This is a genomic window from Vogesella sp. EB (genome assembly GCF_001037925.1).
Taxonomy (GTDB): Bacteria; Pseudomonadota; Gammaproteobacteria; order Burkholderiales; family Chromobacteriaceae; genus Vogesella; species Vogesella indigofera.
This window is the reverse complement of record NZ_LFDT01000009.1, coordinates 85,902-105,099: the sequence shown is the minus strand read 5'-3', so window position 1 is coordinate 105,099 and position 19,198 is coordinate 85,902. Positions and strand designations below refer to the sequence as shown.

Sequence of the window (19,198 nt, the reverse complement as noted above, 5' to 3'; positions counted from 1 at the left end):
ACATGGCTGCAAAAGACGTACGCTTTGGTGATTCCGCCCGCGCCAAGATGGTGGTGGGTGTCAATGTGCTGGCTGATGCCGTAAAAGTGACCCTCGGCCCGAAAGGCCGCAACGTGGTCCTGGATCGCTCCTTCGGCGCACCAACCATCACCAAGGACGGTGTATCGGTTGCCAAGGAAATCGAACTGAAGGACAAGTTCGAGAACATGGGCGCGCAGATGGTGAAAGAAGTCGCTTCCAAGACTTCCGACGTGGCCGGTGACGGCACCACTACCGCCACTGTACTGGCCCAGGCCATTGTGCATGAAGGCATGAAGTTCGTGACTGCCGGCATGAACCCGATGGACCTGAAGCGCGGTATCGACAAGGCCGTGATTGCCTTGGTCGGCGAGATAGCCAAGATTGCCAAGCCATGCGCGACCACCAAGGAAATTGCCCAGGTTGGCTCCATTTCCGCCAACTCTGATAGCGATATCGGCGACATCATCGCCACCGCGATGGAAAAAGTCGGCAAGGAAGGTGTGATCACCGTTGAAGACGGCAAATCGCTGAACAACGAGCTGGACGTGGTGGAAGGCATGCAGTTCGACCGCGGCTACCTGTCCCCGTACTTCATCAACAACCAGGAAAAACAGATTGCCGCCCTGGACAATCCGTTCATCCTGCTGTTCGACAAGAAAATCTCCAACATCCGCGACCTGCTGCCGGTACTGGAGCAAGTGGCCAAGTCCGGCCGTCCGCTGCTGATCATTGCCGAAGACGTGGAAGGCGAAGCGCTGGCCACCCTGGTGGTGAACACCATCCGCGGCATCCTGAAAGTGGTTGCCGTGAAGGCGCCAGGTTTCGGCGACCGTCGCAAGGCCATGCTGCAGGACATCGCCACCCTCACCGGCGGTACCGTGATCGCTGAAGAAGTGGGCCTGACCCTGGAAAAAGTGACCCTGGAAATGCTGGGTCAAGCCAAGCGCGTTGAAGTGGGCAAGGAAAACTCCACCATCATCGACGGCGCCGGTGACGTTGCCGCCATCCAGGCACGCGTGGCCGAAGTACGCCAGCAGATCGAAGCCGCGACCTCCGACTATGACCGTGAAAAGCTGCAAGAACGCGTGGCCAAGCTGGCCGGCGGTGTGGCCGTGATCAAGGTTGGTGCAGCCACCGAAGTGGAAATGAAAGAGAAGAAGGCTCGTGTCGAAGACGCGCTGCACGCGACCCGTGCTGCCGTTGAAGAAGGCGTGGTACCTGGCGGTGGCGTTGCCCTGCTGCGTGCCCGCTCCACCCTGACCAGCCTGGCTACCTCCAACGCCGATCAGGCTGCCGGTGTGAAGATCGTGCTGAAGGCGATCGAAGCACCGCTGCGCCAGATCGTGCAGAACGCCGGTGACGAGCCATCGGTAGTGGTGAACAAGGTGCTGGAAGGCAAGGGTAACTTCGGTTACAACGCGGCATCTGGCGAATACGGCGACATGCTGGAAATGGGCGTACTGGATCCAGCCAAGGTGACCCGCACTGCACTGCAGAATGCGGCGTCCATCGCAGGTCTGATGCTGACTACCGACTGCATGGTTGCCGAACTGCCGGAAGACAAGCCAGCGATGCCGGACATGAGCGGCATGGGTGGTATGGGCGGCATGGGCGGCATGATGTAAGCAGCCTCGCTCCCGCGACCTGGAAACCCCACGCTACGGCGTGGGGTTTTTTATTGCGGCCAACCTTGTGGCAAGGTTGGCCGCATTGTTTTCCGGCGCTGCTCTGGCACAATGGCGGCAATTCAAGGAGATGATCATGCAATTGACGGAATTGCTGGCGGTGCTCGACGCCAAACTGGAGCCGGCTCGGTTCAAGGATTACGCCCCCAACGGCTTGCAGGTGGAGGGGCGCAGCGAGGTCAGGAAGATCGTGACCGGCGTCACCGCCTCGCAGGCGCTGATTGACGCCGCCATCGCGGCGCAGGCCGATGCCATCGTGGTGCATCATGGCTATTTCTGGAAAAACGAGGCGGCGCCGATCGTCGGCATCAAGCGCCAGCGCATCGCCAGCCTGCTGCAGCACGGCATCAGCCTGCTGGCCTACCATTTGCCGCTGGATGCCCATCCCGAGCTGGGCAATAACGCGCAGCTGGCGCGGCAGCTCGGCATTGCCAACCCGCAGCCGACCGCGACGGAGCCCTTGCTGTGGCAGGGCGACTGGGGGCAGGGTACCGCTGCGGATTTTGCCGCGCAGCTGGCCAGCCGCCTGGGGCGCACGCCGCTGCTGCTGGGCAACGCGCAGCGCCGTGCCCGCCATATCGCGTGGTGTACCGGCGGCGCGCAGGGCTATTTCGAGCAGGCGATCGCGCTGGGGGTGGATGTGTTCATTTCCGGCGAGGTTTCCGAGCAGAATCTGCACCTTGCCGAAGAGACCGGTGTCGTATTTCTTGCGGCAGGTCATCATGCGACCGAGCGTTATGGTGTAAAAGCACTGGGCGAATGGCTGGCGACGGAATGTGCGCTAAATGTGCAGTTTATTGACCTGTACAACCCGGTTTAATGCGATGTCCATGACGTCAATCAGGTGATTTGTCGTCTCTGCGCTTCAAGTTCCATCCGGTAATCAGGTAGAATTACGAGGTTTTAAGTTTAGAGCTCGGTTTCCACGTTTGAGGATGACTGTAATGAGTGAACAACACGTTGACACGGGGCGCCGTCGCTTTCTGACGGTGGCCACCAGCGCGGTTGGTGGTGTGGCGGCAGCCGGGGTGGCTGTGCCGTTTTTGATGAGCTTTGCACCTTCTGAGCGTGCCAAGGCTGCTGGTGCGCCGGTCGAGGTCGATATCAGCAAGCTGGAGCCGGGCCAGAAGATCAACGTCGAATGGCGTGGCAAGCCGGTGTGGGTGCTGTCCCGCACGCCGGAGCAGCTGAAGAACCTGGCGACCATCGAAGGCGAACTGCTGGATCCGAAATCGGAATCGCCGGAACAGCCGGCATATTGCAAGAACGCGACCCGCTCCATCAAGCCGGAGATTCTGGTCGCGGTAGGTATTTGTACGCACCTGGGCTGTTCGCCAACCCATCGTCCGGATCTGGCGCCTGCCGATCTGGGTCCGAAATGGGTCGGTGGTTTCTACTGTCCTTGCCACGGCTCCAAGTTCGACTTGGCCGCCCGTGTCTACAACGGTGTGCCGGCGCCGAAGAACATGGAAGTCCCGCCGCACAAATACATGTCCGATACCCGTCTGCTGATTGGCGACGACAAATAGGCGAGGGGAGAACACATGAGCAAAGGACAACAAGTGCTTAACTGGATCGATGACCGCTTCCCGCTGTCGTCGATGCTGAAAGAGCACGTTACCGAATACTACGCGCCGAAAAACTTCAACTTCTGGTACTTCTTCGGCAGCCTGGCGATGCTGGTGCTGGTGATCCAGATCGTGACCGGCATTTTCCTGACCATGAACTACAAGCCGGACGGCACGCTGAACGGCGCCGGCATCCCGGTGGCATTTGCTTCCGTCGAGTACATAATGCGCGACGTGGCCGGCGGCTGGGTCATCCGTTACATGCACTCCACCGGCGCCTCCATGTTCTTCGTGGTGGTATATCTGCACATGTTCCGCGGCCTGATCTACGGTTCCTACAAGCAGCCACGCGAACTGGTGTGGGTGTTCGGTACCCTGATCTTCCTGTGCCTGATGGCAGAGGCATTCATGGGCTACCTGCTGCCGTGGGGCCAGATGTCGTTCTGGGGCGCACAGGTGATCGTCAACCTGTTTGCCTCGATCCCGGTGATCGGTCCGGACCTGTCGGTGTTCATCCGTGGTGACTTTGTGGTCGGCGACGCAACGCTGAACCGCTTCTTCGCGCTGCACGTGATCGCAGTACCGCTGATCCTGCTGGCGCTGGTGGTGGCCCACCTGATCGCACTGCACGAAGTCGGCTCCAACAACCCGGACGGCGTCGAGATCAAGAAGCTGAAGGACGACAAGGGCATTCCGCTGGATGGCATTCCTTTCCATCCTTACTACACCGTGAAAGACGTGCTGGGTGTGGCGGTGTTCCTGATCGTGTTCTCCGCGATCGTGTTCTTCGCACCGGAGATGGGCGGCTACTTCCTGGAGCATCCTAACTTCGACCAGGCCGATCCGCTGAAGACCCCGGCACACATTGCGCCGGTATGGTACTTCACCCCGTTCTACGCCATTCTGCGTGCGGTACCGTCGTTTGCCGGTACCCAGGTCTGGGGTGTGCTGGCGATGGGTGCGGCGGTGGTGCTGATCGCCTTCCTGCCGTGGCTGGACAAGTCGCCGGTGAAGTCGATCCGCTATCGCGGCTCCAAGTTCAAAACCATGCTGGTGCTGTTCATCATCAGCTTCATCGGTCTTGGTATCCTGGGTGCACTGCCGTCGACCAACGTGCGGACGCTCGTGGCCCAGATCTTCTCTGTGGTGTACTTCGCATTCTTCCTGGCCATGCCGTTCTACACCAAGAATGATGTGGGTTCGACCCCGGTTCCGACTCGCGTCACCATGAGCACGCCTGCCCGTCAGGTACGCTTCGCAGTACTGGTGGTCGTGACGCTGGTGGCCGCAACCCTGTTTGCGAAATTCATCTGATAGAGGGGGCACTATGAACAAGACTATTCGTCAACTGATCGCCGCTGTCGCCCTCGTTGTTCCTGCTGCCGGCGCATTTGCGTCTGCGGCCGGTCCGGCGCTGGAAAAAGCGCCGATCAACGTCCAGGACACCGAAAGCCTGCAGCGCGGTGCGCAGATTTTCGTCAACAACTGCCTGTCCTGCCACTCGGCCAGCGCCATGCGTTACAACCGTCTGACCGAAATCGGCCTGACCGAAGACCAGATCAAGGGTAACCTGATGCTGGCGACGGACAAGATCGGCGAGCAGATGAACGTGGCGATGGACAAGAAGGATGCCAAGGTATGGTTCGGTGCGGTACCGCCGGACCTGTCGGTGATCGCGCGTTCGCGTGGCGCCGATTACCTGTACGGCTACCTGCGCGGTTTCTATCGCGACGAGAGCCGTCCGACCGGCTGGAACAACCTGGTGTTCGACAAGGTGGGCATGCCGCACATCCTGTGGAACTGGCAGGGTGAGCAGGTGCTGGAAACCGTGAAGAATGCGGAAGGCCACGAAGAGCACCAGCTGAAGCTGGTCAAGGCCGGCACGCTGACCAAGCTGGAAAACGGCAAGGCCAACACCGCCGAGTTTGACAAGCGCATGGCTGACCTGACCAACTTCATGGTGTACATGGCCGAGCCGATGCAGGTCAAGCGTCAGCAAATCGGTTACATGGTGCTGCTGTTCCTGTCCCTGTTGCTGTTGCCGCTGGCCTACTTCCTGAAGAAGGAATACTGGAAAGACGTGCACTAAGCGGGTTTTGACAGAAAAAAGGCGATGCTGCGGCATCGCCTTTTTTGTTTGTAATCAATGGCTTGTGAAACTTTTCTGGTAATTTTCAAGTCAAAAGTGTTAAAATTGCCTGTTATTTCATCAACTTGCCCGCTTTAAGGAATCCAATCCGCCATGATGACCCTCTACTCCGGTACTACCTGCCCTTTCAGCCAGCGCTGCCGCATCGTGTTGTTCGAGAAAGGCATGGACTTCGAGATCATCGACGTGGATATTCACAACAAGCCGGAAGACCTGGCTGTGATGAACCCGTACAACGAAGTACCGGTGCTGGTCGAACGCGACCTGATCCTGCATGAATCCAACATCATCAACGAGTACATCGACGAGCGCTTCCCGCACCCGCAACTGATGCCGGCCGATCCGGTGATGCGTGCCCGTGCGCGCCTGTTCCTGTTCCGTTTCGAGCAGGAGCTGTTCGTACACGTCAAGGCGCTGGAAAACGGTGCCAGCGGCAAGGAAGCCACCAAGGCTCGCGAAGGCATCCGCGACGGTCTGGTGACCATCGCCCCGATTTTCGCCAAGCAGAAGTTCATGCTCGGCGAAGAGTTCTCGATGATCGACGTGGCGATTGCGCCGCTGATGTGGCGTCTGGAGCACTACGGCATCGACCTGGGCAAGAGCGCGGCGCCGATCCTGAAGTACGCCGAGCGCCTGTTCCAGCGCCAGTCGTTCATCGATTCGCTGACCCCGGCTGAAAAAGCCATGCGCAAGTAAGGGACCGCCGTGTCGACCAGTACCAAGCCCTACCTGATCCGCGCACTACACCAGTGGTGCACCGACAACGAGCAGACACCGTACCTGGTGGTGCATATCGATGGCAGTGTCACGGTGCCGCTGGAGTTCGTGAAGGACAACGAGATCGTGCTCAACATCGGCTACAACGCCACCAAGAACCTGCAGATCGACAATGACTGGCTGTCGTTCTCGGCGCGTTTTGGCGGGGTCAGCCGCGACATCTGGGTGCCGATCGGCAATGTGCTGTCCATTTTCTCGCGCGAAACCGGCGAGGGCATGGGCTTCGAGCTGGAGCCGGTCACTGGCGAGCGGCCGCAGCCGGCTGCCGAGCCGGAGTCGGGCGCGACCGACTCCGCGGCCAGCGGCAAGGACAAGCCGTCGCGTGCGCACCTGCGTATCGTCAAGTAAGTCACGCGGCTGCCGCTGACAATCAAAAAACCGCCCGAAGTTGGGCGGTTTTTTTTGTGGCACCAGCGGCAAGGTTGGCCGCAGGCGGCCCGACGCGGTTGCGTACTGGTTACTCGCTATCCAGTCCCCGTGCTGCTGTGCAGCCCCGGCCGGTGCCCGAGCACAGCATCGCGCGCTGCTTGCGGCAATAAGAAAACCGCCCGACAAGCGGGCGGTTGTGATTGCGGCCAACGTTGGCCGCAGGCGATGTCGGCAGGCTTACTCGATCCGTTCGCCGTGCAGCGCCACGTCCAGGCCTTCGCGTTCTTCTTCTTCGCTGACACGCAGTCCCATTACCGCATCGATGATCTTCAGCAGCACGAAGGTGACGATGGCGCAGTAAACGGCGGTCGCCAGCGCGCCCACGGTCTGGGTCATCACGCTGCCTTCCACGCCGCCGATTTCCTTCACCGCAAACACGCCGGTAAGGATGGCGCCGATCAGGCCGCCGACACCGTGCACACCGAAGGCATCCAGCGAATCGTCATACTTCAGCATGTGCTTCAGCGAGGTGGCGCTCCAGTAGCACACCAGACCGGAAATCAGGCCGATGGCCAGTGCGCCTTTGGCATCGACAAAACCGGCTGCCGGGGTGATGGCCACCAGGCCGGCGACGGCGCCGGAGACGATGCCCAGTACCGATGGCTTGCCCTTGGCGATCCATTCGGCGGCCATCCATGCCAGTGCCGCCATGCCGGTGGCAACCTGGGTGGCGACCATCGCCATCGCGGCACGACCGTCAGCCGCGACCGCCGAGCCGGCGTTGAAGCCGAACCAGCCAACCCACAACATCGAGGCACCGACCAGCGTCAGCACCAGGTTGTGCGGCGCCATCGCTTCGCGGCCGTAACCGACGCGCTTGCCCAGTACCAGTGCCGCCACCAGGCCGGCAATACCGGCGTTGATGTGTACTACGGTGCCGCCGGCGAAATCGAGCACGCCATGGTCAAACATCCAGCCGCCCGGTGCCCATACCCAGTGTGCGACCGGCACGTATACGACCAGCGACCACAGCGCCATGAACACCATCATCGACGAAAACTTCATGCGTTCGGCGAAGGCACCGGCGATCAGCGCCGGGGTGATGATGGCAAACGTCATCTGGAACATCATGAACACGCCTTCCGGAATGGAGGCCGCCAGCGGATGTACCGTCAGCTTGGCTTCGTCCTTCAGGTACAGCATGCCGTCGAGGAAGATGCGGTCGAAACCGCCGATGTACGGGTTGCCCGGCATGAACGCCAGGCTGTAGCCGATCACCGCCCACAGCACGGTGATCATGGCGCAGATGGCAAAGCTCTGCATCAGCGTGGACAGCACGTTTTTCTTGCGCACCATGCCGGCGTAGAACAGGGCCAGGCCGGGAATGGTCATGAACAGCACCAGCGCGGTGGAGGTCAGCATCCAGGCGGTGTCGCCGCCGCTGATGGTGCTGGTGGCGACCAGTTGCGGCAAGTTGGCAAAGCTGGGTGCCGCGAACAGTGCCGACAGTAGCGCCGAGGCGCCGATTGACAGTTTCTTCATTATGTTTCCCCTTGCATCAAGTTCAGACGGCATCGGCGCCGGTTTCGCCGGTGCGGATACGAACAACCTGTTCCAGATCCATCACGAAAATCTTGCCGTCACCGATCTTGCCGGTGCGGGCGGCGCTCTCGATGGCCTCGACCACCTGATCCAGCAATTCGTTGGCGATGGCGATTTCCAGTTTGACCTTGGGCAGGAAGTCGACCACATATTCCGCGCCACGATACAGCTCGGTATGCCCCTTCTGGCGACCAAAGCCTTTGACTTCGGTCACGGTAATGCCTTGAACACCGATGGCAGAAAGCGCCTCCCGGACTTCGTCAAGCTTGAACGGCTTGATAATCGCGCTGACCAGTTTCATGTTTGACTCCTTGATGCGAGGTTGAGCGTAAAAAGACGATTCGGCCAATGCATGAACTGTGCCAGCAATGTATTTCCCTTATTTATCAGCAGCATAGTTTGTGATTTCCTTTTTGGTGCATCATTTTTCGTGCCATGCACTGCAATCCGGCCGCCGCATGCCTCAGTGTGGTGCGTGCGTGTTTCTGCAGTGGTGAACGCTTTTTGCTAAACTCAAATTTAATCCATCATGACAAAGTCAAGGAGCTGCCATGCTTAGCCAGAAACTGTTCGATGAAATCAGCAACAAGATCAGCGAGACCATCGCCGCCAGTCCGGCCAAGGACATCGAGAAAAACATCAAGGCGATGATGGGCGCCACCTTCGCGCGCATGGATCTGGTGACGCGCGAGGAGTTCGACGTGCAGCAGGAAGTGCTGGCCCGCACCCGCGAGCAGCTGACACAGCTGGAAACACGCCTGCAGGCGCTGGAAGCCGCAGCCGGCACCGCTGCGGCTGACGCCCCCGCGGCAGACAGCGAAGTCCAATAAACCCATGACGCTGGCCGTTTGCTTCAGTCGTGCCCTGTCCGGCTTGTGTGCTCCGCAAGTCAGCGTCGAGGTGCATCTGTCAAACGGCTTGCCGTCGTTCACGCTGGTCGGCTTGCCGGATACCGAGGTCAAGGAAAGCCGCGAGCGGGTGCGTGCCGCGCTGCTGCAATCCGGCTTTGACTTCCCAGCGCGACGCATTACCGTCAATCTGGCGCCGGCTGATCTGCCGAAGGAGTCCGGGCGTTTCGATTTGCCGCTGGCGATCGCCTTGCTGGCTGCGGCCGGGCAACTGCCGGCGGAGCAGCTGGCCGGTTATGAACTGGCAGGCGAGCTGGGGCTGAGCGGCGAGTTGCGTCCGGTGCGTGGTGCGCTGGCGATGGTCAATGCCGCGCGCGACAGCGGCCGCGCCTTCATCCTGCCGCGTGCCAGTGCCAACGAGGCGGCGCTGGTGCACGGCGTCACCATCTTTGCCGCCGATACGCTGGCCGAGGTATGCGCGCATCTGGCCGGTGTCGCCCGTTTGCCGGCGGTGTCGGCAACGCTGACGCCGCCAGCGGAGCAAGGCTATCCCGACCTGTCCGAAGTGCGTGGCCAGGGCGTGGCTAAGCTGGCGCTGGAGCTGGCCGCCGCCGGTGGCCACAGCCTGCTGATGCAGGGGCCGCCGGGCACCGGCAAGTCGATGTTGGCCGCACGCCTGCCCGGCATCCTGCCGCCGATGACGCTGGACGAGGCGCTGGAGAGCGCGGCGGTGCAGTCGCTGGGCAGCCAGGGTTTTGCCCTGTCCCGCTGGCGGACGCGTCCGTATCGCTCGCCGCATCACACCGCTTCCGCGGTGGCACTGGTCGGTGGCGGTTCCGAGCCGCGTCCTGGCGAGATCAGTCTTGCCCATCGTGGCGTGCTGTTTCTGGACGAACTGCCGGAATACGATCGCAAAGTATTGGAGGTGCTGCGGGAACCGCTGGAGAGCGGCGAGATCCATATCTCCAGAGCCGCGCGGCAGGTAACCTATCCCGCGCGTTTCCAGTTGCTGGCAGCGATGAATCCCTGCCCGTGTGGCTATCTGGGCCATCCGCGCAAGCCGTGTCGCTGTACGCCCGAGCAGGTCAGCCGATATCGCGCTAAAATATCGGGTCCGTTGCTGGACCGTTTTGACCTGATGGTGGAAGTCGGCGGTTTGTCGCTTGACGAGCTGCAGGCCTTGCCCAGCGGCGAAGGCAGCCAGGCTGTACGCGAGCGGGTGGCCGCGGCGCGCGAGCGGCAGTTGCAACGGCAGGGCAAGATCAATGCCGAGTTGAACTCGGCGGAACTGGCCGAGGTCTGCCCGTTGCCGGCGGCGGAAAGCGCATTACTGAACCAGATGCTGGACAAGCTGGACTTGTCGGCGCGTGCCTATTTCCGTGTGCTGCGCATTGCGCGCACGCTGGCGGATCTTGGCGGGCACGCCTATCCGCTACGGTCACATCTGTTGCAGGCAGTACAATTCAGGCGAGGGTTGGCCAGCTTTGGCAGTCGTTGAATCCCCGTGTTGTTGGCAATACCCTCCATTTAGTGAGTTTCATGAGTAATCGAGATTTGAAGCAGGTGCGTAGTTCCTCCCGCAAACCGTCCGGCAACAGCAAGGGCGGTGGCGGCATGATGGCCGGCGTGCTGGTCGGCCTGATCGTCGGCGTCGGCGTGGCGATCGGCGTGGCGTTTTACATGAACAAGGCCAGCGTGCCGTATAGCAATCTGGAGCGCTTGCAGGCCACGCGCTCCACCGCGTCGGCTCCGGCTACCGAGGTGTTGGCGCCGGGGGCAAAACTGAATACCGCCGAGCCGGCGCCGGTGGTGACGACCCCGAAAGCGGCGGCATCGCAGAGTGCCGCCGTGGCGCCGCAGGACGACGAGCAGCGCTTTGATTTTTACAAGATACTGCCGGGGCAGCTGGAAGCGGTACCGGTCGATCCGGCGCAGGGAACTGATGCCAAGGCCGAGCGTCCGACAGTGGCACCGGCCAAGCTCTATCTGCAGGCTGGCGCGTTCAATAACGAAAGCGATGCCGACAATATGAAGGCCAAGCTGGCGTTGATGGGGGTGGAGGCCAACATCCTGTCCAGCAATGTGCCGGAAAAAGGCCTGATTCACCGGGTGCGGATCGGCCCGTTCGAGCGGGCTGCCGATGTCGACGCCTTGCGTCAGCGCCTGCGGCAGGACGGTATTGATGTCGTGGTGGTGAAGTTGTCAGCCAAACAATAATCTAGTGGATTTCATGATGAAAAAATGGGTATTAGCTGCATTATTCCTGTCGTCGTCGCTGGTGCATGCCGCGCTGGTCGAAGGCCGTGACTACACCGTGCTGGCCAAGCCGCAGCCTACCGTTGCCGCCGGCAAGGTGGAGGTGATCGAGTTCTTCTCTTACGCCTGCATTCACTGCTACAACCTTGATCCGGCGTTGGAAGCATGGCGCAAGAAGCTGCCGGCGAACGTGCAGTTCCGTCGCGAGCAGATCGTGTGGAACAAGCCGATGGAAGGGCTGGCCCGCCTGTTTGCCACCCTCAATGCCACCAAGACGCTGGAAAAGCTGCACCAGCCGGCCTTTGACGCGGTGCTGAAGAAGGACATCAATCTGGCGGACGAGGCCAAGCTGCGCCAGTGGCTGCCAAGCCAGGGCGTCAATGCCGCCAGCTTCATGCAGACCTACAAGTCGTTTGGCGTGAATGCGCAGGTAGCCCGCGCCAGCAAGATGACCCGCGATTATGCGGTGCAGGGCACGCCGGCGATCGTGGTCGGTGGCAAGTACATGGCGCAGCCGGCGGAACCGGCACGCCTGCTGCAGGTGGTCAACGAGCTGGTGGCCAAGGTGGCGAGCGGCAAATAAGCGCCGCATGGGGGCAACACAAGGGTCGTCTGTGGACGGCCCTTTTATATTGAAGTGAAAGATCGGGGGCGTGGTGGACTGGTTGTTTTTGGCGAAAGCATTGTTGTTGGGGGTGGTGGAGGGCTTGACCGAGTTCCTGCCGGTATCCAGTACCGGCCACCTGATCGTGGTCGGCGACCTGATCGGCTTCTTTAACGAGGGCAAGGTTTTTGAAGTGGCGATCCAGCTGGGGGCGATCCTGGCGGTGCTGTTTGAATACCGGCAGCGTTTTGTCAGTGTCGCGACCGGTTTGCGTTCCGATCCCAAGGCGCAACGCTTCGTGCTGAACCTGCTGGTGGCGTTCCTGCCGGCGGCAGTGATGGGGCTGCTGTTCATCAAGCAGATCAAGTACTACTTCTTCAACCCGGTCAGCGTCGCCACGGCGCTGATTGTTGGCGGCTTGCTGATCCTGTACGCCGAGCGCCGCACCCACACCGCACGGGTGCACCAGGTGGATGACATCGGCTGGCGCGATGCGCTGAAGGTCGGCTGTGCCCAGGTGCTGGCGATGATTCCGGGCACCTCGCGCTCCGGCGCCACCATCATCGGCGGCATGTTCTTCGGTCTGGATCGCAAGGTCGCCGCCGAGTTCTCCTTCTTCCTGGCGGTGCCGACCATGTTTGCCGCCACTTTCTACGACTTGTACAAGCATCGCGACGTGCTGTCGCTGAGCGATGCGCCAATGTTCGCGGTCGGCTTTGTGGCCGCCTTTGTCAGTGCTTTGCTGGCGGTGCGCACCCTGGTACGCTTCATCGCCACCCATACCTACGAAGTCTTTGCCTGGTACCGTATCGTGTTCGGTGTGGTCATTCTGGCGACCTGGTACTGGGGCTGGGTGAGCTGGAGCGTTTAATGCTTGACGACGGGGTCCAGGCAAGGTATTATCTCCTTCTCAGTCGCGGGATGGAGCAGTCTGGTAGCTCGTCGGGCTCATAACCCGAAGGTCGTAGGTTCAAATCCTGCTCCCGCAACCAAGGATTTTAAAAGCCGTCAATCAATCAGATTGACGGCTTTTTGTCGTGCACAATTTTTGTGCAGACCGGCGGCCATCATGGTGCGGCCATGAAAAAAGCCACCCGACGGGTGGCTTTGTGCTTGCAAGGTTGGCCGCAGCTCAGATGCGGCGGGCCAGCTCTTCTGCCTTGCCGACGTAACCGGCCGGGGTCAGCTCCAGCAGGCGGACTTTTTCCGCTTCCGGAATTTCCAGGCCCTTGATGAAGGCGGACAGGGTGTCGCGGGTGATACCGTCCTTGCCGCGGGTCAGCTCTTTCAGCTGCTCGTACGGGTTCGGTACGCCGTAGCGGCGCATCACGGTCTGGATCGGCTCGGCCAGCAGCTCCCAGGTGGCATCCAGGTCGGAAGCCAGCATCGCCGGGTTGATTTCCAGCTTGTTGAGGCCCTTCATCAGCGCCTTGAAGCCGAGCAGGGTGTAGCCGAAGCCGACGCCCATATTGCGCAGCACGGTGGAGTCGGTCAGGTCACGCTGCCAGCGCGACAGCGGCAGCTTCTCCGCCAAGTGGCCCAGCACAGCGTTGGCGAGGCCGAAGTTGCCCTCCGAGTTTTCGAAGTCGATCGGGTTGACCTTGTGCGGCATGGTCGAGCTGCCGACTTCGTCCTTCTTCACCTTCTGTTTGAAGTAGCCCAGCGAGATGTAGCCCCAGATATCGCGATCAAGGTCGATCAGGATGGTGTTGATGCGCGACAGTTGCTGGTACAGCTCGGCCATGTAGTCGTGCGGCTCGATCTGGATGGTGTACGGGTTGAAGGTTAGGCCCAGGCCGGTGACGAAGCGGCCGGCCAGGCTTTCCCAGTCCACGTCCGGGTAGGCGACGATGTGGGCGTTGTAGTTGCCGACCGCGCCGTTGATCTTGCCCAGCAGTTCCTGCTTCACCAGCTGTTCGCGCTGGCGCTTGAGGCGGTACACCACGTTGGCCAGTTCCTTGCCCATGGTGGACGGGGTGGCTGGCTGGCCGTGGGTGCGGCTCATCATCGGGATGGCGGCCTGGTCGTGTGCCAGCTGCGACAGCTTGGCGATCACTTCGTCCACTGCCGGCAGCATCACGGTGTTGCGGGCTGTCTTCAGCATCAGCGCGTGCGACAGGTTGTTGATGTCTTCCGAGGTGCAGGCGAAGTGGATGAATTCGCTGGCGGCCATCACTTCCGGGTTGCCGGACAGGCGCTCTTTCAGCCAGTACTCGATCGCCTTCACGTCGTGGTTGGTGCGGGCTTCGATCGCCTTCACTTCTTCGCCGTGCTGGATCGAGAAGTTGTCGATGACATCGTCGATTTCACGGATGGTGGCGGCGGAGAACGGCTTTACCTCCTCGATGCCCGGTTCGGCTGCCAGCATTTTCAGCCATTCCAGTTCGACCTTGATGCGCGCTTTCATCAGGCCAAATTCGGAGAAAATGGCGCGCAGTGGCTCTGCCTGGCCGGAGTAGCGGCCGTCGAGCGGGGAGAGGGCGGTCAGCGTTGTCAGATTCATCACTCAGTGCTTCCAGGTTGCTGGCCAGCAGGGCTGGCCGGTTGCTTCAAAAAGAAATGGGGTACCAGGTTGGCCGCAATCAGGCGGCCAGGCGGCGTGCGATGCCGGCGGCCAGCTTGTCGGCGGCGGGCGGGCAAAAGCGGAAAAACAGTTCCGGCTCGATCATTTCCAGCTCCATGATCGCCAGCGCGCCATCGTTGTCGCGGATCAGGTCGACGCGGGCATACAGCACGTCGAACGGTACCGCCGCAACCGCGGCCTCGGCGAACAGGATCTCGTCGGCCGACGGCTCGAAGCGGTGCACGCTGCCACCGTGGTCGTCCTGCACGCGGAAATCGCCGGCCTTGGCAGTCTTGCGGATGGCGTGGGTGTACTGGCCGTCGATCACCATCAGCGACAGCTCGCCCTGTTCCAGGATGTTGCGCTGGAACGGCTGCAGCATCAGCGCTTCCTGTTCCACCAGTTCGCCGAAGGTGCACTCGTGCTGTTCGCTGTCGAGGGCGTGGAAGCGATAGGTGTGACGGGCGGCGCCGGAGACGGTGGGTTTCAGGATGACTTCTTCCCAGCCGCTCTCGGCGACGATATGCGCCATCGAGCGCGGATCGCCGCGCTCGATGAACAGGGTCGGCACGATGTTGACGTCTCGTTCGGCCAGCACGCCGAGGTAGTGCTTGTCGATGTTCCAGTGGATCAGGCCGGCCTCGTTGAACAGGCGGGTGCTGCGGCTGACCTGGGCCAGCCACGGTGCGAATTCGGCAAAGCGGTGGAAGTAGTCCCAGGTGCTGCGGAACACGGCGGCGCGACATTGTGTCCAGTCGTAGGCCGGGTCGGCCCAGTCCTTGCGGCCAACCTTGAGTCCCTGCTGTTCCAGGGCGGCCAGCACCAGATTGTCCTCGGTGTGCACCTGCTGGCTGTACCAGTCGGCGGCATCCAGCGACAGCAGTTTGTGATCGGTCAGCACGACAACGTCGTAATGCATATGCGGTACTCTATCCGTGTGCAACGTGAAAAACGGGGCCGGCTGTCGCCGGCACCCGTTGCCTTACATGCCAGGCATCATGCCTTTCATGCCCTTCATCAGTTTCATCATGCCGCCCTTGGACGAGAACTGCTTCATCATCTTCTGGGTCTGCTCGAATTGTTTCAGCAGGCGGTTGACTTCCTGCACGCTGACGCCGGAGCCGGTGGCGATGCGGCGCTTGCGGCTGGCTTTCAGCAGTTCCGGCTTGCGGCGCTCTTCCATGGTCATCGCGTTGATGATGCCCTCGATGCGGCGCATGGACTTTTCGGCCTCGGCGCCCTGCACACCCTTGGCCAGCTGGCCGATCTCGCCCGGCATCTTTTCCAGCAGGCTGGTCATGCCGCCCATCTTCTTCATCTGCTGCATCTGTGCCTTGAAGTCCTCGAGGTCGAAACCCTTGCCGGACTTCAGCTTCTTGGCCATCGCCTGCGCTTCTTTTCGTCGATGCCCTTCTGCACATCCTCGATCAGCGACAGCACGTCACCCATGCCCAGGATGCGGCTGGCAAGACGGTCGGGATGGAACGGCTCGAGGCCGGTCAGTTTTTCGCCGACACCGATGAACTTGATCGGCTTGCCGGTGATGTGGCGTACCGACAGCGCAGCACCGCCACGCGAGTCGCCGTCCATCTTGGTCAGGATCACGCCGGTCAGCGGCAGGGTCTCGTTGAAGGCCTTGGCGGTGTTGACCGCATCCTGGCCCTGCATCGCGTCGACCACGAACAGGGTTTCGATCGGGTTGAGGAAGGCGTGCAACGCCTTGATCTCGGCCATCATCGCTTCGTCGATGGCGAGGCGGCCGGCGGTATCGACCATCAGCACGTCAAACAGGTGACGCTTGGCGTGATCCAGCGCAGCGGCGGCGATGTCCAGCGGCTTCTGGTCCGGCGACGACGGGAAGAACTCGACGCCGACCTGTTCGGCCAGCGTCTTCAGCTGTTCGATCGCAGCCGGACGGTACACGTCGGCGGAGACCACCAGAATCTTCTTCTTCTGGGTCTCTTTCAGCAGCTTGGACAGCTTGCCGACGGTGGTGGTCTTGCCGGCGCCCTGCAGGCCGGCCATCAGCACGATCGCCGGCGGCACGGCGGCCAGGTTCAGCGCGTCGTTCTTGTCCCCCATCAGCCGCACCAGCTCGTCGTTGACGATGCCGATCAGCGCCTGGCCCGGGGTCAGGCTGCCCATCACTTCCTGGCCCAGCGCGCGTTCCTTGACCTGCGCGATGAAAGTCTTGACGACCGGGAGCGCGACGTCGGCCTCCAGCAAGGCCAGCCGTACTTCGCGCAGGGCGTCCTGGATGTTGGTTTCGCTGATGCGCGCCTGACCACGGATGGTTTTCAGCGCACTGGTAAGTCTGGAAGTAAGGTTGTCGAGCATGCGGTGTCCTTCTGTCTGCCAAGCAAGGGCTGCTTTGGTGTAGACTCTTTAATCATTTATTTTACCACGAGCCGCCCCCGGTTCGCAGACCTGCCACACCTCCATGAGCGGATTACTTTTCATCTTGGTCACTTTGTTGACTTTTGGTTACCTGGGCCTGGCGGTTCACTACCTTGGCCACTGGCGCGGGCATGTGCTGTGGCCACGCCAGAGCGGTATCGAGCACTCCTTGCTGGGGGCGCTGCTGCTGCTGCACGCCATCGTGCTGACGCTGCCGGTTTTCCAGAGCGGCACGGTGAGCCTGGGGCTGGGTACCGCGCTGTCGCTGCTGTCGTGGATGATGTTGCTGATCTTCTGGACCGGCAGCTATTTCTCTCGCATGGAAGGGCTGCAGACTTTTCTGGTGCCGGTCGCGTTCGTCGCGGTGCTGCTGGCGGAAATCCTGCCGCTGCCGCGCAATACCTATGCCGTGAACGATGTCGCTTTTCTGCTGCATATGGTGGTGTCGCTGCTGGCCTACAGCCTGTTTGCCATCGGGGCACTGATCGCGATCCTGATGCTGATGCAGGAGCGGGCACTGCACGAGCGCAAGCCGGGCCGCCTGTCCGGCAAGCTGCCGCCGTTAATGGTGATGGAAAACCTGATGTTCCAGACGCTGGGCACCGGTTTCCTGCTGCTGACCGCCAGTCTGGCCAGCGGCGTGCTCTTTTCCGAGGAGGTGTTTGGCAAACCGGCGGTATTCAGCCACAAGACCGTGTTTGCGGTGACGTCCTGGCTGGTGTTCGGCGCCTTGCTGGTTGGCCGCAAGTATCGCGGCTGGCGCGGCAGGATGGCGATACGCTGGACGCTGGGCGGTTTTGCGCTGTTGTTGCTGGCGTACATCGGAACAAAGGCGGTAATGCAATTTGTCTTGCATTGATGTTTATTTATTTGGGATATTTGTTGCGCGGTCATTAAAAACCATGGGAGCCAAATGATGAAACTGTTCTTCGCTGCATTGCTGTCCCTGCTGTTCTCCGTGGCAGCGTTCGCTGCCGTCAATGCCAACACTGCCAGCCAGCAGGAGCTGGAGTCGCTGAACGGCATCGGCCCAGTCAAGGCCAAGGCGATCATCGACTATCGCACCAAGAATGGCCCGTTCAAGAGCTATGCCGATCTGGAAAACGTGCCGGGCATCGGTGCCAAGACCCTGGAAAAGCTGAAGGCGGATCTGCTGGTCGGTGGTGGCACCGCCAAGGCGGCGACCAAGACACCGGCAGCCAAACCTGCTGCTACCGCCAAGCCGACCGTGGTACCGGCACCGGCCCCGGCGAAAAAGCCGTAAGCTGAGCACCCGCCAGCCCCAACAAAAAACCTGCACCGTGGTGCAGGTTTTTTTACGACCGTACTGCGTGACTAGCCGTCGGACAACACCTTGATGTGTGCTGCGGCACTGCGGCCCAGTGCCGACAGGTCATAGCCGCCCTCCAGCACCGACACGATACGTCCCTCGCAATGGGTGGCCGCCAGCTGCAGCAGCTTGCGCGTCACCCACTCGTAGTCGGCCTCGGTCAGTGCCAGCGAGGCCATGTCGTCTTCGCGGTGGGCGTCAAAACCGGCCGAGATGAAGATCATTTCCGGCTTGAATTCCTCCAGTTGCGGCAGCCACAGATACTCGACCGCCTCGCGGAATTCGCGGCTGCCGCTGCCGGCTTTCAGCGGTACATGGTGCATGTTCGCCCCCAGTGGCTGGTCGCCGCTGTAGGGAAAGAACGGATGCTGGAAAATCGACACCATCATCACCCGCGGATCATCGCGGAAGATTTCCTCGGTGCCATTGCCGTGGTGGACATCGAAATCGACGACGGCAATGCGCTGCAACTTGTAGCTGGACAGCGCATGGGCAATGCCGACCGCGATATTGTTGAAAAAGCAGAAGCCCATCGAACGGGCACTTTCGGCGTGGTGTCCCGGCGGGCGGATCGAGCAGAACGCATTCGGCGCCTCCTTGTTGCACACCATGTCGACCGCCTTTACCACCGCACCGGCGGCGCGTCTGGCGGCCTGCAGCGTGCCGGGGCACATCGCGGTATCCGGGTCGACACGGAAGGTACCCACCGACGGCGAGCACGCCTCGATGTATTCAACGTAGTGGGGCGGGTGCACGCGGGCCAGTTGCTGTTCGCTCACCAGTGGCGCCTCCACTTCCTGCAGGCTGTCAAACAGCTGCGCCGCCATCAGCTGGTCCTTGATGGCAACCAGGCGCTCCGGGCATTCCGGATGGCCGCTACCCATATTGTGCTGCAAGCAGTCGGAGTGGCTGATAAAGGCGGTGAGTCCACCGCCGGTCAGGTGCGATTTGAGCCAGGTGAGCACGCGCGTTTCCTTGTTGCGTTGTGGTGGCAAAAGGGATATATGAAATCTTTATAAAGTGTGCGGC

Annotated in this window: 19 protein-coding genes, 1 tRNA gene and 1 pseudogene; 15 read left to right on the top strand and 6 right to left on the bottom strand. The window is 61.1% G+C overall.

Features of this window, described 5'->3' with window-relative positions; genetic code table 11:
• Positions 1-2 precede the first annotated feature (2 nt).
• From groL to ACG97_RS07655, 7 genes are all read left to right on the top strand, one after another.
• Positions 3-1,646: a chaperonin GroEL gene (groL, locus tag ACG97_RS07685; protein ID WP_047966753.1), complete on the top strand. Its 1,644-nt coding sequence runs from the start codon at positions 3-5 to the stop codon at positions 1,644-1,646.
• A 130-nt stretch (positions 1,647-1,776) separates the two neighbouring features.
• Positions 1,777-2,526, top strand: a complete 750-nt coding sequence (locus ACG97_RS07680; RefSeq protein WP_202902719.1) for a Nif3-like dinuclear metal center hexameric protein — start codon at positions 1,777-1,779, stop codon at positions 2,524-2,526.
• 124 nt (positions 2,527-2,650) lie between these two features.
• Entirely contained in the window at positions 2,651-3,235 is a 585-nt protein-coding gene (gene petA / locus ACG97_RS07675) for a ubiquinol-cytochrome c reductase iron-sulfur subunit (RefSeq protein WP_047966752.1), read from the top strand.
• Positions 3,236-3,250: 15 nt separating this feature from the next.
• Positions 3,251-4,588: a cytochrome bc complex cytochrome b subunit gene (locus ACG97_RS07670; protein WP_047966751.1), complete on the top strand. Its 1,338-nt coding sequence runs from the start codon at positions 3,251-3,253 to the stop codon at positions 4,586-4,588.
• A 13-nt stretch (positions 4,589-4,601) separates the two neighbouring features.
• On the top strand, positions 4,602-5,363 hold the full coding sequence (locus tag ACG97_RS07665) for a cytochrome c1 (RefSeq protein ID WP_047966750.1): 762 nt from the start codon (positions 4,602-4,604) through the stop codon (positions 5,361-5,363).
• Positions 5,364-5,516: 153 nt separating this feature from the next.
• Positions 5,517-6,119, top strand: coding sequence for a glutathione S-transferase N-terminal domain-containing protein (locus ACG97_RS07660; protein ID WP_047966749.1), 603 nt, complete (start codon positions 5,517-5,519; stop codon positions 6,117-6,119).
• Positions 6,120-6,128: 9 nt separating this feature from the next.
• Complete coding sequence (locus ACG97_RS07655) at positions 6,129-6,548, top strand: ClpXP protease specificity-enhancing factor (protein WP_047966748.1); 420 nt, start codon at positions 6,129-6,131, stop codon at positions 6,546-6,548.
• A gap of 258 nt (positions 6,549-6,806) precedes the next feature.
• On the opposite strand, the gene ACG97_RS07650 is transcribed toward ACG97_RS07655, so the two are convergent.
• On the bottom strand, positions 6,807-8,111 hold the full coding sequence (locus ACG97_RS07650; RefSeq protein ID WP_047966747.1) for an ammonium transporter: 1,305 nt from the start codon (positions 8,109-8,111) through the stop codon (positions 6,807-6,809).
• 22 nt (positions 8,112-8,133) lie between these two features.
• Positions 8,134-8,472 (bottom strand): P-II family nitrogen regulator, encoded by a 339-nt coding sequence (glnK, locus tag ACG97_RS07645; RefSeq protein WP_047966746.1) that lies wholly within the window; start codon positions 8,470-8,472, stop codon positions 8,134-8,136.
• Between the two features lie 250 nt (positions 8,473-8,722).
• Between glnK and ACG97_RS07640 the strand changes: the two genes are divergently transcribed.
• From ACG97_RS07640 to ACG97_RS07615, 6 genes are all read left to right on the top strand, one after another.
• On the top strand, positions 8,723-9,001 hold the full coding sequence (locus ACG97_RS07640; protein ID WP_047966745.1) for an accessory factor UbiK family protein: 279 nt from the start codon (positions 8,723-8,725) through the stop codon (positions 8,999-9,001).
• A 4-nt stretch (positions 9,002-9,005) separates the two neighbouring features.
• Entirely contained in the window at positions 9,006-10,517 is a 1,512-nt protein-coding gene (locus tag ACG97_RS07635; protein WP_047966744.1) for a YifB family Mg chelatase-like AAA ATPase, read from the top strand.
• A gap of 41 nt (positions 10,518-10,558) precedes the next feature.
• Positions 10,559-11,236, top strand: coding sequence for an SPOR domain-containing protein (locus ACG97_RS07630; protein ID WP_202902718.1), 678 nt, complete (start codon positions 10,559-10,561; stop codon positions 11,234-11,236).
• Between the two features lie 13 nt (positions 11,237-11,249).
• Positions 11,250-11,858: a thiol:disulfide interchange protein DsbA/DsbL gene (locus tag ACG97_RS07625; protein ID WP_238377290.1), complete on the top strand. Its 609-nt coding sequence runs from the start codon at positions 11,250-11,252 to the stop codon at positions 11,856-11,858.
• A gap of 73 nt (positions 11,859-11,931) precedes the next feature.
• On the top strand, positions 11,932-12,750 hold the full coding sequence (locus ACG97_RS07620) for an undecaprenyl-diphosphate phosphatase (protein WP_047966790.1): 819 nt from the start codon (positions 11,932-11,934) through the stop codon (positions 12,748-12,750).
• Between the two features lie 44 nt (positions 12,751-12,794).
• Positions 12,795-12,871: transfer RNA gene (locus tag ACG97_RS07615), tRNA-Met, on the top strand.
• A gap of 140 nt (positions 12,872-13,011) precedes the next feature.
• On the opposite strand, the gene purB is transcribed toward ACG97_RS07615, so the two are convergent.
• The 3 genes and pseudogenes from purB to ffh form a co-directional block, all read right to left on the bottom strand.
• On the bottom strand, positions 13,012-14,382 hold the full coding sequence (gene purB, locus ACG97_RS07610; RefSeq protein ID WP_047966743.1) for an adenylosuccinate lyase: 1,371 nt from the start codon (positions 14,380-14,382) through the stop codon (positions 13,012-13,014).
• A 79-nt stretch (positions 14,383-14,461) separates the two neighbouring features.
• Entirely contained in the window at positions 14,462-15,361 is a 900-nt protein-coding gene (locus ACG97_RS07605) for a RimK family alpha-L-glutamate ligase (RefSeq protein ID WP_047966742.1), read from the bottom strand.
• A 63-nt stretch (positions 15,362-15,424) separates the two neighbouring features.
• Positions 15,425-16,779 (bottom strand): annotated as a pseudogene (gene ffh / locus ACG97_RS07600) (signal recognition particle protein).
• 136 nt (positions 16,780-16,915) lie between these two features.
• On the opposite strand from ffh, the gene ACG97_RS07595 reads away from it, so the two are divergent.
• Both ACG97_RS07595 and ACG97_RS07590 read left to right on the top strand, forming a co-directional pair.
• Positions 16,916-17,698 (top strand): inner membrane protein YpjD, encoded by a 783-nt coding sequence (locus tag ACG97_RS07595; protein ID WP_238377289.1) that lies wholly within the window; start codon positions 16,916-16,918, stop codon positions 17,696-17,698.
• 54 nt (positions 17,699-17,752) lie between these two features.
• Positions 17,753-18,103 (top strand): ComEA family DNA-binding protein, encoded by a 351-nt coding sequence (locus ACG97_RS07590; RefSeq protein WP_047966741.1) that lies wholly within the window; start codon positions 17,753-17,755, stop codon positions 18,101-18,103.
• 71 nt (positions 18,104-18,174) lie between these two features.
• On the opposite strand, the gene ACG97_RS07585 is transcribed toward ACG97_RS07590, so the two are convergent.
• Complete coding sequence (locus ACG97_RS07585; RefSeq protein ID WP_047966788.1) at positions 18,175-19,134, bottom strand: histone deacetylase family protein; 960 nt, start codon at positions 19,132-19,134, stop codon at positions 18,175-18,177.
• Positions 19,135-19,198: the final 64 nt, after the last annotated feature.